Here is a 14,375-nt window from a genome sequence, read left to right as displayed (position 1 = left end):
ACTTCTTTTTTAATTCGAAATCACTTTCACATACATCCCTCTCACCGCTTTTTCATAAGCAATATCACTTATCTGTCTTATGTTTTCTGACACAACAGATGACTGAACGATTTTCCCTTCACGAAGTAACGGCGGATCAATAAGACGCACTTTATTTTTCTGATGTAAATCATAATCGTTTCTATCTTCTTTTACCTTTACATTTGGATGAACTTTGCTTAATAAAGCTTCTACTTCGGGGTCATTACATTGCTGCAATTTCGAAATAAGCTCCTCATCTTCAAGAAGAAAATCATCTGCATGAATAACCTTTTTATGAAGAGATAACTTTAACGTTTTCGCTAACATATCGTTTCCGTAAATATTCATTGGTTTCATAAAGAAATCAATTACTTCTTTGTAATACGTTTCTGTAAACCATTCTGCCATTTCGACACTTTGAACAACCATTTTCCCCTCTACTGCGATAATATCCTCTAAAAATCTATGAACCTCTTCTAAAGAAATATATCCGTATGTATACATATCTCGTAACGTATAATCTACTCGATCTGCGCATAATTCGGGCGCTGACCTTTCCAGTAATGTCCACTTCGAATCATCTAATAAAATATCTTCATAGTTATAACCATGCTTCGCAAGGATCGCTGGAATTTCTGAGTTTTTCACAACAGAACTAAATATCTCTTCATGATAACTTTCATCTTCATTATTAAAAACGTAATCAATCACATGGGAAAAAGCAGTATGCGATACGTCATGCAGTAAACTAGCAATCTGTTCTTTTACTGAACCACCTAGTTTTTTAACTAATAACATAACACCAACTGAATGATCAAAGCGCGTTACATTCCATTTCTCGTTCATTAAGTAACTTGCGCCATTTTGATGAATGCCTTTTAGCCTTTGCATAGACTTACTTGAAATTAATTCTTCTACTACTTGATCCACTTCAAATTCTCCGTATAGTACATCTGATATGATCACTTACAATCCCCCCTTTATTTTAATCGAGTCTTATAATCTTATCTCTTTTATGAAATTAGCACCAACATAAATATTTATTGTTATTTGTTTTTATTGAAAAAATAGAGAGCCATCAGCTCTCTATTTCATAACCCCTATTCAAATGTAACTTCTACCTGCACAATCTCCGACCTACTTCCAAGTCTAAGCGGTGGTCCCCAAAATCCAAATCCAGAAGAAACAATTGCGTGGAACGCGCCTTTTTGTGCGTATCCCCAGTCTAGCTCGTACATTCTTCTCGTTACAATATGATTGGGCGCCATTTGTCCGCGGTGCGTATGACCGGATAATAATAAATCTACACCTGCCGCTGCTGCTTGTTTCAACTCAAATGGCTGGTGATCCATTGCGATAACAGGCATCGATTTATCTACCGTACTCATTAATTGTTCAAAGCTTTGACGATCTCGCTCTGTTTTATCTCTTCTTCCAACGAGATAAAAGTCATCTTCAATTGTAATTACTTCATCTAAAAGAATACGAATATCAATCTTATCCATCTCTTGTAAAAACTCTGGAACCGCTCTGCCGTAGTATTCATGGTTTCCTAATACGCCATATACGCCTAATGGTGCTTTCATTTGTTTCATGATTGGTCCCATATTCTTTTGAATGAACACACCTGGATGATCATCGATAATATCACCTGGCAGTAAAATAATATCAGGTTCCATCTCATTTACATGACGAACAAGTCTTTTTAAATGCGAAACGCCAGACAGTTTACCGAAATGCATATCAGAAGCCATCGCAATGCGTAAACTTTTACGCCCCTCTACCTTTTTCGGTATGTGCACCTCGTACTTTCTTACTACCGGACTATACGCATTAAATACTCCATACGCAAAGATAAAGATAAATGCAGCTATCACAGCCGCCCCTGTCCAAATAATTGCCGCTTCTTTCTCTACTGAAAACTGTAAAAGAAAGACCATAATATTAGCTAATGGCAACAACATAAGCGCGTATTGTATGACCGCGAACCAAATTGAACCGATCGTTCGTAGAAATGGCAAAAACTTAAACACTTGCACGAGAATGTACGCATATGAAATAAATGCGACTATAAAAGCATAATATCCCCAAGATTCCCAGCCAAATACCGCATGAAGCCAAACCCATCCGTTCCAGCCGATGTAAAACATAAGTAGTGTGTATATAATTAATATGGTAAATATATTGAGATAACGAAGATTCTTCACAGCCAGCCTCCTTATTGATTTCTTTTATTATAACTTGTTATGCACTTATAACGTAAATATTAAGCGCTTCAATCTTCATAATAAGAACATTGATAAACATATTATCTTAAAATTTTTAAGAACGGCTGTAATGGACATTTTTGAGTCTTAAGTGTTGGATGAAATTCTATTATCTTTATCGTTCAAAACTCACCTATGCAATTATGCATAACCATCCATTCCGTTTTATTTTCATGTTACGATATAAATGTAATACGACATATATCGACAAAGATAAAAGGAAGTGATTGTATGAAACGTTCTAAAACATACTTAAAATGTTTAGCATTATCCGCTGTTTTTGCTAGTAGTGCTGTAACTCTTTCAACACCTGCTACTTACGCTCAAACGACGTCACAAGTTGTAACAGATATCGGGCAAAATGCAAAAACACATACGAGCTATAATACATTTAATAATGATCAAGCTGATAATATGACAATGTCTTTAAAGGTAACTTTTATCGATGATCCAAGCGCTGATAAACAGATTGCCGTTATTAATACAACTGGTAGTTTTCTAAAAGCAAATCCTACTATAAGTGATGCACCTATTGATAACTACCCAATCCCTGGCGCTAGTGCAACATTACGTTATCCTTCACAATATGATGTTGCATTTAACCTTCAAGATAACAGCGCTCGTTTCTTTAACGTAGCACCTACAAATGCTGTAGAAGAAACGACTGTAACATCTAGCGTATCTTATCAACTTGGTGGCTCTGTTAAAGCTTCTGTAACGCCTAATGGCCCTAGCGGTGAAGCTGGTGCAACTGGTCAAGTCACTTGGTCTGACTCTGTAAGCTATAAACAAACTAGTTATAAAACAAATTTAATTGACCAAACAAACAAAAACGTAAAGTGGAACGTATTCTTTAACGGATATAACAATCAAAACTGGGGTATTTACACACGTGACTCCTATCATTCTTTATATGGAAACCAACTTTTCATGTACTCTCGCACATACCTATATGAATCTGATGCAAAAGGTAATTTAATACCGATGGATCAACTTCCAGCATTAACAAATAGCGGTTTCTCTCCTGGTATGATTGCTGTTGTTATCTCTGAAAAAAATACAGATCAATCTAACTTACAAGTCGCTTATACAAAACACGCCGACGATTACCAACTTCGTCCAGGCTACACATTCGGAACTGCAAACTGGGTTGGAAACAACGTAAAAGACGTTGATCAAAAAACATTTAATAAATTGTTCACACTAGATTGGAAGAATAAGAAATTGGTAGAGAAAAAATAAAGTGAAACTTTAATGAGTGAGGGGCTTCATCCTCCACTCATTATTTTATTAGTTAAATCAATCGGGTATTAACTGGTATTTTAAAATTTCACATGTTATATTGTGATGCACATTTTGGAATTAATGCAGCAAAATATATAAAGATTGTAAAAAAATGCACTCAATACTTTGGGTGCATTTTATATTTCATGTTTTATCTTTTTTTATTTTAATTCATAATATTCTTCAATATCATCATCAAACTCATCCCATGCCATAGACATAATTGGATATGCATCCCTTGACGGTACCTCTATATTTTTATATACAAGGCGAATACGTTCTTTTGGATAACTCTTTTTCTTTAATGGAAACACTTCTATGTACTGAAATCCTTTTTGAAAATATTGATTTAATCCTTCTTTCATTTCCATCGTGAGAATTTCATCTTTATCAGGAATATCTCGTCCAATCCAGTCACATAACATCAATATTGGATATGCATTTCCAGCATACTCATTCACACCCACGACTTTTAGTATAATGTACTGCCCGCTTAATAACCGATACGTAATGACATCTCCAATTTCAAGCTCAGTTTTTAGAACCACTCTTCTTTTTACCTTTTTCGGTTCTGGCAAAGGTGAAACTAAATTTTTTTTTAATTTCTCCAAAACAAGCTCTCTTTTCTTCTTTAATTCTGGTTCTCTCCACCATCGTTTTAAATCTGATTTACTTTCAATAATACAAATGGCTTTTTCCTTAACTTGAGGATTCAATCTTCCTAGTTCCCATTGAATTGCAGCCAACGCTAGCCAAAAAATATTTTCCTCATGTTTTCGTAAAGATGAAATATATGTATTCACCATCATCTCATTAGCTTCTTCTGAGCTATAGCCTTCACTAATCAAATCTTGGAAATCAAACTTTATATCTTCAGATAGATTATCTTCAAAAATACCTACTCCTGATACATACATTCGGCACCTCTACTCAGTAGATTTATAGTAAATTAAATTCACCTTCACTAGGATAAACCTGCACATAATCTTCCTCATCGTTCACATAAGCAATCTTCACACCATCTAACAACTGCTGATTTTCTAATTCATTTAGAATTGTTTTCAACGCTTTATCAACGTCAATTACAAAGTTAAATATGTTAATCGTCCCGCTACCAATATCTCCACCATCACAATGGCCATTTCCAGACCACCCTAACGCTTCATCCATTATCTCTTGAACTTGGTTTCGTTTTTCCAATACTTCTTCCAACTGATTTTCTGTGTAATCATATTGCAAAACAAATTCTATTAGCTCTTCCTCATCGAGTACCTTATAGCCATCCGCCAACTGTTCATCCGCTAACTCTTTCATTTCTTTTTCAACACGTTGAAATGGATACAGTTCTATTTCATACATTTCACCTGTATCACCAACACAGCCACAATGTACAATTAAAGTTTTCTTATCTTCTTCCCATACTTCCCAGTACAACAGTTTATCCTTTTCTTGCTTAATCAGTTTAATCATATGGACACCTTCTTTTTATTTATACATTTACAGCCCATTGTCTACGAGGATTCTCCCCAATTAATGCAACACTATCATTAGAGAGCCATTTTAAATCTCCTAAATATGGCGCGAACATAAACTCATGTGGACTAACTCTGTGCAGTAGTTCCCTCTTTAACTCATTCTTATCACGGTAATCTTTTACAATCATATAAATAAGATATTCATTAATCCCATGCATGCAAAATACCTCCGCTATATATTTCCTTCCAGGACTTACTTTCTTTTTCCATACATAATTATTTTCATAATTTTTTTCAATTACTTTATTATAAGCTTCTTGGAATGGTTGATATTCCCACTCAAAGATATCTCCGACACTTTTAGTAGCTCTCTGTATTATATTGAGAAGCATTTGATTCTTTTGGTGATTGGTCAAAGAAATATATTGTTCTAAGTTGAAAATAATTTGAATTTCTATAAAGCCATCAACACTTATCAAACTAGAGGGTGTTGCAAAACTCATAAATATCCAAAAATGAATGCATAAAGAAACCCGTTTTCCTGGAAGAATGATAGTATCCTAAAACTATCTCCAGAAAGGACGGATTTACTAGTATGATAACCAATTTTGATCAAAATCAATCCATTTTACAAATTTTATTTGCCTACGTAGACAGTTTAACCATTGGAGGCGTTCCGCCTATGACAGGCCGCCCACCCATCTGTAGAAAAGCTTTACTCAAATGTTTTTTTATAAAAACGGTATTCCAGATCAATTCATTACGTAAGTTAACTCGTTTTTTACATCAATATCCTTCATTTCGTGTATCTTGTGGCCTTTCGCTTGTTCCTCATNAAGTAGATATATGAGGAACAAGCGAAAGGCCACAAGATACACGAAATGAAGGATATTGATGTAAAAAACGAGTTAACTTACGTAATGAATTGATCTGGAATACCGTTTTTATAAAAAAACATTTGAGTAAAGCTTTTCTACAGATGGGTGGGCGGCCTGTCATAGGCGGAACGCCTCCAATGGTTAAACTGTCTACGTAGGCAAATAAAATTTGTAAAATGGATTGATTTTGATCAAAATTGGTTATCATACTAGTAAATCCGTCCTTTCTGGAGATAGTTTTAGGATACTATCATTCTTCCAGGAAAACGGGTTTCTTTATGCATTCATTTTTGGATATTTATGAGTTTTGCAACACCCTCACTTTTATTTAGCGGGGGACGCTTTCTATCTGTTTCATATAATGGATTGATGGTGCCACTCTTTCTCCTACCTTATATATCTTTTTATAGGAATATACTTTTAAATTTTACGTAGAATATATCTTTCAGGCGGGCCGCTCCCCTGCTCAGCTTGAAAATATAATAATTTACTCGGTATGCATGAAATTAAACAAGGTAAACCACACCAAATAACTTTTTCTATTGCACATTCTAATCCCATAAAACTCCCATCAATTTCACTAATAAGGGACATTACGTAACAAGAATCCTTTGCTCCATATTTTTTGGGATAGATTCAAAATACATAGAATTTAAGATAGTGTCATGGTTATGCGCCAAACGCCCTAATGCCTTCACTCTTTTTTTAGGTGAAGTTAGTTCAAAAATAATTCTATCCTGAATTTTTTTTGAAAAAACTCCTAACTATGAGTTCTTCATATTCTTTATCCATGTATCTTTTATCCTCCTATATTCTTAAAGTTACCTTTTCTGAAAAATATAAGTGGTGCGACATATATCTATTAATTAACTTTGGATATCTCCAGTATCTCCTTGCGCTAAAAAAATCATTTAATTACCTCTTATTATTTTCATGTTGCACAAATATCGAAATTATTACTAGCAATTGTTAAAAGCGCACCATCATATTGAATAAATGCACACGCCGATGATGGAACTAATTCGATTTGTGGTACAACACATTCTCCCATTAAACACTTCATCAATTTACTTTGATTTATTTCCTCTAGTTTAATACCAACGCTATTTCCTAAACTGATAATAGCAAAAGTATTTTCTATACTTACACCATAAAAATACTTGATTATATATGATACTTCTGTCCTTGGTATAGAATCAAAAACAAAGAAAATGTTCCTTCTTCCCGAATCAAAAACTGTGTAGGAAATGTTTTTAGACTCTATTTCTTCTTTCACATTTTTTTCCTCAGATTTATCTACATGTACAATAAACTGATTAATCCTCTCTTGAACAAGTAAACTTAAATTATCAACATTACGATTATAATCATCAAATAAATCTGTTTCATAAATATCAGTTATATTACTAACACGGTATATATTTGCATCTTCAATACGTTGAACCTTTTCGAATGTAAACTCCATAATACACCTTCTTTTCTCTCAAAGTTATATTTATCCCTATTCCATCCTACTATTCTCATTTAATAATATTAAGTTTATCTATTCCTATTTGTTTTTATAAATCAATAATAATCTAATTCTCCTCACAGAGAATCCGCTTTTCACCTTATAATACGCTACTTGTAGAGTACGCATACCGTTCCCTTTTCCATATCTGTTTCGTATAACGGATTAATGTTGTCTCCATTTAAATCAAAATTCCGAATTATAGGCATTTAAATCCCTAGCTTCTTTAAAGTAATTTCTAAATTTATCATCAATATTTATATCGTTACTTAATAACAACATTAAACTGGAATCCCAACAAACAATTTCAATTTTTGCTTGAGGGTGCTGAATATTTGGACTTGGTACCCAGAGCCCTTCGTTTCCATTTGCATAGGGCTCTACAAGCAAATTATTAATATCAATGTTTATAGATTTATCAAACGCAGATAGTACACCCCAAATAAATTGAGGATTATATTTCTTTACGAGATTTGAAAGATCTTCACCTGCTATCCAAACTATTGGATGCGACATTTTAGGATAATCTCGGATAAGTTTCTCTTCCTGCTGTGCGACAATCTCCATGTCTGTTATAAGCCAATTAAACTCTTTTTCCCTACCTTGAAATGAGTCAAAAACGGAAGCCAAAACTGTATGTTTAGATCCATGTAAAATGAAGTTCATTCAATCCCTCCAATTAGTAACAATCGATAAGTTAGCCTTCTTGAACTTATTATGTGTAGATAATTAAACAAATACCAATGAATACTGTTACTATACACAATATAATAGTTGTTGCAGTATCTAGCAAAATGCTTACGGCTAGGAAAATTATTGATTTAAGGGCAAAAGAAGGTCCTTTTTCTTTCCATTGCCGGTAGATTTGTATCATTGCATAAATTAATGGAATCATACCACCTATAATCAGAATAATCCCTATTATTTTCTCCATGTTTCCTCTCCTTTTAAAGATTCGAATCAATAAATATACTATATAATCATACGCCCTCAGAATATATCCTTATATTTTTGGAGTTATTCTACACATGCAAAACTCTCTAATCATAGCTACGCTCGTATTAAGCGCATTGTTAAAAATTATATAATCTTTCATTCTGTAATTAACGGAACTTTCCATCTGCTAAAAACGTTGCCATACAGCTTAACATTTTCTAAGGTATTAAATTTCCTAAGATATCAATTAGCTCTTCTAATGCTCTTCCCAAATCGTTTATATTGTCTCGTTCATCAAAACCTTTCTCCATTAATTCATGTACTATAATATCTCTCAATTTATTTATTTTTTCAGTTTCTATCATACTTAAGTCTTCATAAACATTTAACCATAGTAAATGTTTATTTTGTGATTCTAATGTCTGTTTCAATAAAATCTGCATCTCTTTATTTAATTTAAACAACCTTATCTTCTCCTTTCCCAGTTTATTTTGAACCCTTAGCAAAAGTTGTAATTACTTTACCTTTTTTATTTAAAACTACTACAGCCTGTTTACTAGTAGATTTAGCTCTACCACCACTTTGTATAACTTTTTCGCCAGTTTTAACGGCATTTAAAATGGCCTTAGATGATACTCCTATACCATTTCTTTTCTTTCATAAACTCACCTCGCTGAAATATTTTTTAACACAATAATGTTACATATCCAAATCTAAATAAAATAAAGAGTAAAGTAAATACAGTTTAAAAATAAATACATCTATCATAAAAAAGAAAAGACGATTTCTTTTCTCATTTATGCTTGTAGTATCCCAATCCGATTTAACGATTGATAAAATAAGACAAGGGCCTTTTTGGAATCATCGGTTAAACTTGCAATTTAGTTGAAGAAGGAACAAACTGATGATGCGGAAAAACGTAGTATATAGAAGACTATGTAAGGAGTTTGTCATATGATTGATAACAGAATTTCGAAAGATTATGATCATGAAATAGATGATTCTTTAAAAGAAATTACAGATACAACCATCTTACTTAATTTTCAAAAAGCGATTGTAAGTTTATATCCTCATCTAATACCAATTCATGCTTTTGCCTATGACGCATGGGATGATATTGTAATGCCATTGTTTTATGAGATGGTATATAAAACTTTTGCTTTTAAATACGGGATAGATATTAACTTTAAAGAAACTCATACCTATATGTTTTCACTTAATAGTTATAAAGGGATACATCACATCGAGTGTGTTCCAAAGTGCACAACATTTAAGATTTATATTAACGAAGAATGGATTGAAATGGATAATAAAAGTTTGAAAGAAAATGTATTTGTATTTAAGTCATTTGGGGATGGATTGCATTTTCTAACTGGTGGAATTGAAATTGAAGATGCTTATCGTGTAGGATTTGACCTTGTTGAGGTTGATATTGTTTCTACCATAACAGGTCTTCCATCTAAAACAAGTATTTTTATTGATAAAGAGCATGTAGACTTTGTGTTTGTCGCAGAAACATATGATACAAATATCCAAAATTAAAAATTTTATGTAAGAACGTAGGAAGAATATCTTCATTACTACTCGTACCAAATAGTTGTGTGAACACGCTCCGCTATTATATATGCAAACTTCCGACTACATTTCATATGAGAAAAAGTTATTACGATAAACAAAGAAAAGGTCTCCTAAAATATCTTTTAGGAGACCTTTTCTTATTAATAGATTTTGTAATTTAAGAGTGAACACTCTTAAATTACAAAATCCTCCGGAATAAACACTTTCACTTCTTTCGGCTGTACGTATACGAAATCACCCGCTTGAATGTTCAGCTGCTTGAACTGTTCTTTCGTAATTTCTGCTTCTAAATATTCATCTGTTCCGTCTCGTTTTAATTCTACATATACGATATTTCCGACTGCGTGAGAATAAGATACTTTTGCCGGGATTGCATCTATGCTTTGTTTCGTACGAGAGATTGATAAGTCATGCGGCCTTACGTAGGCTATTCCGTCTACGTTGGAAACGTGCTTATGCTCTGGTGCTTCTAGTTCGACCGACCCTACATTTAGCTTTCCTTTATGAACGCGCCCGTGAAATAAATTTACATTTCCTAAAAAGTCATATACAAACGGACTTGCTGGGTTTTCATATACTTCTTCCGGTGTTCCCATTTGTTCAATGCAACCTTCATTCATTACAACGATGCGGTCTGCAACGTCTAACGCTTCTTCTTGATCATGCGTTACGAATACGCTCGTAATTTGAAATTCGTCATGTAATTTTCGGAGCCATCTTCGTAATTCTTTTCTCACCTTTGCATCGAGTGCACCGAACGGTTCATCAAGTAATAAAATTTTCGGTTCGACTGCAAGTGCCCGGGCTAGTGCAATACGTTGACGTTGTCCACCAGATAATTGCGCTGGATAACGTTTAGCAAAGCCATCCATTTTTACGAGCTTTAATAATTCTGTTACCTTTTCTTCTATCGCTTCTGCTGACGGTCTTAAGCTTTTCTTTCTTACTTTTAAACCGAAGGCGACATTCTCAAATACATTCATATGTTTAAAGAGCGCATAGTGCTGAAAGACGAAACCGACTTGCCTGTTTTTCACGTGAATGTCTGTTAGATCTTCCCCATCAAATGAAACAGAGCCTCCATCCGCTTCTTCTAATCCTGCAATAATGCGTAATAACGTCGTTTTCCCAGAACCTGACGGGCCTAATAAGGCAACAAGTTCACCTTTTGGAATATCCAAATGAATGTCTGTTAGTGCTTGAAATGTACCATATTGCTTTGATACACCTTGAATTTGAATACTCACCGTAATCCCCCTCTTATTGTCGTTTTTCCATTCGCCATTCAATCCAGTTTTTTATAACGAGTGTAAACACTGCAATTAATGACATTAACGTCGCTACTGCAAATGCTGCTGAAAATTGATATTCATTGTACAAAATTTCAATATGGAGCGGCATCGTATTCGTAATACCGCGCACGTGACCTGATACGACAGAAACGGCTCCAAACTCACCGATAGCACGGGCATTACATAGAATCATGCCGTACAAAAGACCCCATTTTATATTTGGAAGCGTAACGCGCCAAAACATTTTCCAGCCACTTGCGCCAAGTGATAAAGCTGCCTCTTCTTCACTTTTCCCTTGCGCCTGCATAATGGGAATTAATTCACGTGCAACGAACGGGAAGGTTACAAAGATTGTTGCGATAATAATGCCTGGTACAGAGAAAATGAGTTTCACTCCATGTTCAAGTAACCATTCGCCAAGAGCACCCCTCGGTGTGAAAAGTAAAACGAATACTAATCCTGCGATAACTGGTGACACAGCAAACGGCAGTTCAATAAGAGAGAGTAATACTTGTTTTCCTTTAAACTGAAACTTTGTAATAAGCCATGCGGCCGCTACCCCAAATATCGTATTAAGCGGCACAACGATTAACGCAACGAGAAGCGTTAATCTAATTGCTGAAAATGCTTCTTGATCTGTAATAGCGGCAATGTATACATCCATCCCTCTTTCAAAGGCTTTTAGAAAAATAGTTATGAGTGGCAGTAATAGAAAGAGAGATAAAAATAAAACTGTAATCGTAATTAATATGCCTGGTACAAGCTTAGATTCTTTTTTAGCTGATACGCTTTTTACTATTTTCTTTTCTAATAATGTTGGTTCCATTTTCTCTCCTCCTATTCACTTTTTAGTTCATGCCTTCTACTCCAGCTTTGAATCATATTAATAAGAAGAAGGAAAAGGAGAGAAATAATAAGCATCACGGTCGCTACAGCTGTTGCCCCCGCATAATCATATTGTTCTAGTTTCGTCATAATCATCAGTGGTGCAATTTCTGTTTTCATCGGCATATTACCTGCAATGAAAACGACAGATCCGTATTCTCCTAATGCTCTTGCAAATGCGAGTGAAAAACCGGCAAGAAGAGCGGGAAAGATTTCTGGTAAAATGATTTTCACAAATATTTGTAAGCGGGATGCACCTAAACTCGAAGCTGCCTCTTCTACTTCTTTATCAATATTTTGCAGCACTGGTTGCACCATTCGAACGACAAATGGTAAACCGATAAAAGTAAGCGCAACGATAATTCCGAGTGGTGTAAAAGCTACTTTTATATGAAACAGACTAAATATTTTCCCAATCCATCCATTTTCCGCATAAAGCGTTGTAAGTGTAATACCAGCTACAGCTGTCGGAAGTGCAAACGGTAAATCAATGAGTCCATCTAATAGTCGTTTCCCTGGAAATTTGTAGCGTACGAGCACCCAAGCTATTAATAAACCGAAAATGGCATTTACAATAGCAGCTGCAAATGAAGTTGTAAAACTAACTTGATAGGAATGCAACACACGCTCGTTCGTTATAACCCCAGCGAACTTCTTCCAACCTAACTGTGAAGTTTGAATAAATACGATAGAAAGTGGTATAAGTACGAATAAGCTCATGTACAACATTGTAAATCCAAGCGATAATCCAAACCCTGGTAAAACACGCTTCTTCCTCATCCTCTTTCACCTCATCCCCCTTTAGCAGTACGCATTATTTTTGATAAATTTTATCGAATACGCCGCCGTCATTAAAGTGTTTTTCTTGTGCTTTTTTCCAGCCACCAAATAGTTCATCTACTGTAAATAATTGAACTTTCGGAAATTGGGATGCATATTTTTCTGCTACTTTTTCATTGCGCGGGCGATAAAAGTTTTTCGCCGCAATTTCCTGCCCTTTTTCTGAGTACAAATATTCCAGGTATCCTTCTGCTACTTTTTTCGTTCCTTTTTTATCAACGACTTTATCTACAACCGCTACTGGTGGTTCTGCAAGTATACTAATAGAAGGGGTTACAATTTCAAATTTATCTTTTCCAAGCTCTTTTTGGGATAATAACGCTTCATTTTCCCACGCGATTAATACGTCTCCAATTCCTTTTTCAACAAATGTTGTCGTTGCTCCGCGCGCTCCTGAATCTAATACTTCTACGTTTTTATAAATTTGGCTAACAAACTCTTTCGCCTTATCTTCACTATTATTATATTTTTTCAATGCGTATCCCCACGCCGCTAAATAGTTCCAACGTGCTCCGCCTGATGTTTTTGGATTTGGTGTAATGACAGACACACCTTTTTTCGTTAAATCATCCCAGTCTTTAATTCCTTTCGGGTTTCCTTTTCGAACAAGAAATACAATTGTTGACGTGTATGGAGTGGAATTATTCGCAAGTCGCTTCTGCCAATCTTCTGCTAGTTGTTTTTTCTTGCTAATGGCATCAATATCATAAGCAAGTGCTAGTGTAACAACGTCTGCTTCTAAGCCATCAATAACAGAGCGCGCTTGACTTCCAGATCCCCCATGTGATTGTTTTACATTTACTGTTTGCCCATGCTTCTCTTTCCAATACTTCGCAAAATCTTTATTAAAATCTTGATATAACTCCCTAGTTGGATCATAAGAAACATTTAAAAGCTCAACTGTTTTTTTATCTCCACTTCCTTCAGAATTACTAGTGGATGTTGCCGAACCACACCCTGATAAAAGTACAACTGCTGATAATAAAACACCTGTACTTTTCATAAACGCTGTCTTACCCCACTTTTTCATCGTTAAGCCCCCTTAGTTTATACAATAGAAAAAGGCACACAATATATTCACAAATGTGAACATTGTGCGCCTTCAGTTTATCTGATTAGCTTCTAATGTATTGTATTCGATTTCTTTTCATTTTAATTCTGTAATTCATATGTGTCAACTTGGATTTTGAATTTTCTTGCTAAACTAAAATATTGGCATACTTCGAGCCCAATGATTTTTCAAATCAGCAAATTCTTTTGGTAACTTACTATTTTCATTCCATTCTAATTTATATGCATTTACTAACACCGTAGCCATTGATTCACGGTTCATTACTCCATTTGGATTAAAATTACCGTTCTTATCACTTTCAGAGTTCATCCATAATTTCACAAATAAGATATTGCAC

General features: G+C 34.6%; 16 protein-coding genes and 3 pseudogenes. 4 read left to right on the top strand and 15 right to left on the bottom strand.

Features of this window, described 5'->3' with window-relative positions:
- Positions 1-9: 9 nt before the first annotated feature.
- Together V6946_RS05695 and V6946_RS05690 are read right to left on the bottom strand one after the other, a co-directional pair.
- Entirely contained in the window at positions 10-987 is a 978-nt protein-coding gene (locus V6946_RS05695) for an HD domain-containing protein (protein WP_006916090.1), read from the bottom strand.
- Between the two features lie 134 nt (positions 988-1,121).
- The gene (locus V6946_RS05690) at positions 1,122-2,228 is read right to left on the bottom strand and encodes a metallophosphoesterase (RefSeq protein WP_000793735.1); all 1,107 of its coding nucleotides are present in this window, start codon (positions 2,226-2,228) and stop codon (positions 1,122-1,124) included.
- A 34-nt stretch (positions 2,229-2,262) separates the two neighbouring features.
- Here V6946_RS05690 and V6946_RS05685 point away from each other — a divergent pair.
- Positions 2,263-2,376: pseudogene (locus V6946_RS05685) on the top strand (TetR family transcriptional regulator); the annotation flags it as partial.
- 143 nt (positions 2,377-2,519) lie between these two features.
- A complete protein-coding gene (cytK2, locus tag V6946_RS05680; RefSeq protein ID WP_000830633.1) occupies positions 2,520-3,530 on the top strand; it encodes a beta-channel forming cytolysin CytK2 in 1,011 nt (336 codons plus the stop codon).
- A 203-nt stretch (positions 3,531-3,733) separates the two neighbouring features.
- Here cytK2 and V6946_RS05675 read toward each other — a convergent pair whose 3' ends face one another.
- Genes V6946_RS05675 through V6946_RS05665 form a run of 3 tightly spaced genes read right to left on the bottom strand, consistent with a single transcriptional unit; the run spans position 3,734 to position 5,265 of the window.
- Positions 3,734-4,489 (bottom strand): hypothetical protein, encoded by a 756-nt coding sequence (locus V6946_RS05675; protein ID WP_006916088.1) that lies wholly within the window; start codon positions 4,487-4,489, stop codon positions 3,734-3,736.
- Positions 4,490-4,511: 22 nt separating this feature from the next.
- Entirely contained in the window at positions 4,512-5,042 is a 531-nt protein-coding gene (locus tag V6946_RS05670; RefSeq protein WP_006916087.1) for a hypothetical protein, read from the bottom strand.
- Between the two features lie 19 nt (positions 5,043-5,061).
- Positions 5,062-5,265 carry a hypothetical protein gene (locus tag V6946_RS05665; protein ID WP_366982315.1) on the bottom strand — a complete coding sequence of 68 codons (204 nt, stop codon included), beginning with the start codon at positions 5,263-5,265 and terminating at the stop codon, positions 5,062-5,064.
- A 377-nt stretch (positions 5,266-5,642) separates the two neighbouring features.
- Here V6946_RS05665 and V6946_RS05660 point away from each other — a divergent pair.
- Positions 5,643-5,882: pseudogene (locus V6946_RS05660) on the top strand (ISNCY family transposase); the annotation flags it as partial.
- A 2-nt stretch (positions 5,883-5,884) separates the two neighbouring features.
- Here the strand turns inward: V6946_RS05660 and V6946_RS05655 are convergent.
- From V6946_RS05655 to V6946_RS05635, 5 genes and pseudogenes are all read right to left on the bottom strand, one after another.
- A pseudogene (locus V6946_RS05655) lies at positions 5,885-6,133 on the bottom strand (transposase); the annotation flags it as partial.
- Positions 6,134-6,856: 723 nt separating this feature from the next.
- A complete protein-coding gene (locus tag V6946_RS05650; protein WP_006916074.1) occupies positions 6,857-7,390 on the bottom strand; it encodes a hypothetical protein in 534 nt (177 codons plus the stop codon).
- 231 nt (positions 7,391-7,621) lie between these two features.
- Positions 7,622-8,101: a hypothetical protein gene (locus tag V6946_RS05645; protein WP_001009368.1), complete on the bottom strand. Its 480-nt coding sequence runs from the start codon at positions 8,099-8,101 to the stop codon at positions 7,622-7,624.
- A 49-nt stretch (positions 8,102-8,150) separates the two neighbouring features.
- Positions 8,151-8,369, bottom strand: a complete 219-nt coding sequence (locus V6946_RS05640; protein ID WP_000411162.1) for a hypothetical protein — start codon at positions 8,367-8,369, stop codon at positions 8,151-8,153.
- A 220-nt stretch (positions 8,370-8,589) separates the two neighbouring features.
- Positions 8,590-8,835 (bottom strand): hypothetical protein, encoded by a 246-nt coding sequence (locus tag V6946_RS05635; RefSeq protein ID WP_000475565.1) that lies wholly within the window; start codon positions 8,833-8,835, stop codon positions 8,590-8,592.
- Positions 8,836-9,325: 490 nt separating this feature from the next.
- Here V6946_RS05635 and V6946_RS05630 point away from each other — a divergent pair, with 490 nt between their 5' ends.
- Positions 9,326-9,913 (top strand): hypothetical protein, encoded by a 588-nt coding sequence (locus tag V6946_RS05630; RefSeq protein ID WP_000566764.1) that lies wholly within the window; start codon positions 9,326-9,328, stop codon positions 9,911-9,913.
- Between the two features lie 209 nt (positions 9,914-10,122).
- On the opposite strand, the gene V6946_RS05625 is transcribed toward V6946_RS05630, so the two are convergent.
- The 5 genes from V6946_RS05625 to V6946_RS05605 form a co-directional block, all read right to left on the bottom strand.
- Positions 10,123-11,196 carry a sulfate/molybdate ABC transporter ATP-binding protein gene (locus tag V6946_RS05625; protein WP_000027102.1) on the bottom strand — a complete coding sequence of 358 codons (1,074 nt, stop codon included), beginning with the start codon at positions 11,194-11,196 and terminating at the stop codon, positions 10,123-10,125.
- A gap of 13 nt (positions 11,197-11,209) precedes the next feature.
- A complete protein-coding gene (gene cysW, locus V6946_RS05620) occupies positions 11,210-12,067 on the bottom strand; it encodes a sulfate ABC transporter permease subunit CysW (RefSeq protein ID WP_000433826.1) in 858 nt (285 codons plus the stop codon).
- A gap of 11 nt (positions 12,068-12,078) precedes the next feature.
- Positions 12,079-12,906: a sulfate ABC transporter permease subunit CysT gene (gene cysT / locus V6946_RS05615; RefSeq protein WP_001227879.1), complete on the bottom strand. Its 828-nt coding sequence runs from the start codon at positions 12,904-12,906 to the stop codon at positions 12,079-12,081.
- Between the two features lie 34 nt (positions 12,907-12,940).
- Positions 12,941-13,996 carry a sulfate ABC transporter substrate-binding protein gene (locus tag V6946_RS05610; RefSeq protein WP_000758701.1) on the bottom strand — a complete coding sequence of 352 codons (1,056 nt, stop codon included), beginning with the start codon at positions 13,994-13,996 and terminating at the stop codon, positions 12,941-12,943.
- Positions 13,997-14,170: 174 nt separating this feature from the next.
- Positions 14,171-14,347: a hypothetical protein gene (locus V6946_RS05605; RefSeq protein ID WP_006916062.1), complete on the bottom strand. Its 177-nt coding sequence runs from the start codon at positions 14,345-14,347 to the stop codon at positions 14,171-14,173.
- Positions 14,348-14,375 lie beyond the last annotated feature (28 nt).

Source organism: Bacillus sp. PPSBB_2 (assembly GCF_045291115.1).
GTDB lineage: Bacteria > Bacillota > Bacilli > Bacillales > Bacillaceae_G > Bacillus_A > Bacillus_A cereus.
Note: the sequence above shows the minus strand (reverse complement) of the source record. Positions and strands in the feature narration are given on the sequence as shown.

Coding starts and splice junctions, on each gene's coding strand:
- cytK2 (WP_000830633.1), top strand. CDS start 2,520: ATGAAACGTTCTAAAACATACTTAAAATGTTTAGCATTATCCGCTGTT.
- V6946_RS05675 (WP_006916088.1), bottom strand. CDS start 4,489: ATGTATGTATCAGGAGTAGGTATTTTTGAAGATAATCTATCTGAAGAT.
- V6946_RS05670 (WP_006916087.1), bottom strand. CDS start 5,042: ATGATTAAACTGATTAAGCAAGAAAAGGATAAACTGTTGTACTGGGAA.
- V6946_RS05665 (WP_366982315.1), bottom strand. CDS start 5,265: ATGCATGGGATTAATGAATATCTTATTTATATGATTGTAAAAGATTAC.
- V6946_RS05650 (WP_006916074.1), bottom strand. CDS start 7,390: ATGGAGTTTACATTCGAAAAGGTTCAACGTATTGAAGATGCAAATATA.
- V6946_RS05645 (WP_001009368.1), bottom strand. CDS start 8,101: ATGAACTTCATTTTACATGGATCTAAACATACAGTTTTGGCTTCCGTT.
- V6946_RS05640 (WP_000411162.1), bottom strand. CDS start 8,369: ATGGAGAAAATAATAGGGATTATTCTGATTATAGGTGGTATGATTCCA.
- V6946_RS05630 (WP_000566764.1), top strand. CDS start 9,326: ATGATTGATAACAGAATTTCGAAAGATTATGATCATGAAATAGATGAT.
- cysW (WP_000433826.1), bottom strand. CDS start 12,067: ATGGAACCAACATTATTAGAAAAGAAAATAGTAAAAAGCGTATCAGCT.
- cysT (WP_001227879.1), bottom strand. CDS start 12,906: ATGAGGAAGAAGCGTGTTTTACCAGGGTTTGGATTATCGCTTGGATTT.
- V6946_RS05610 (WP_000758701.1), bottom strand. CDS start 13,996: ATGAAAAAGTGGGGTAAGACAGCGTTTATGAAAAGTACAGGTGTTTTA.
- V6946_RS05605 (WP_006916062.1), bottom strand. CDS start 14,347: ATGAACTCTGAAAGTGATAAGAACGGTAATTTTAATCCAAATGGAGTA.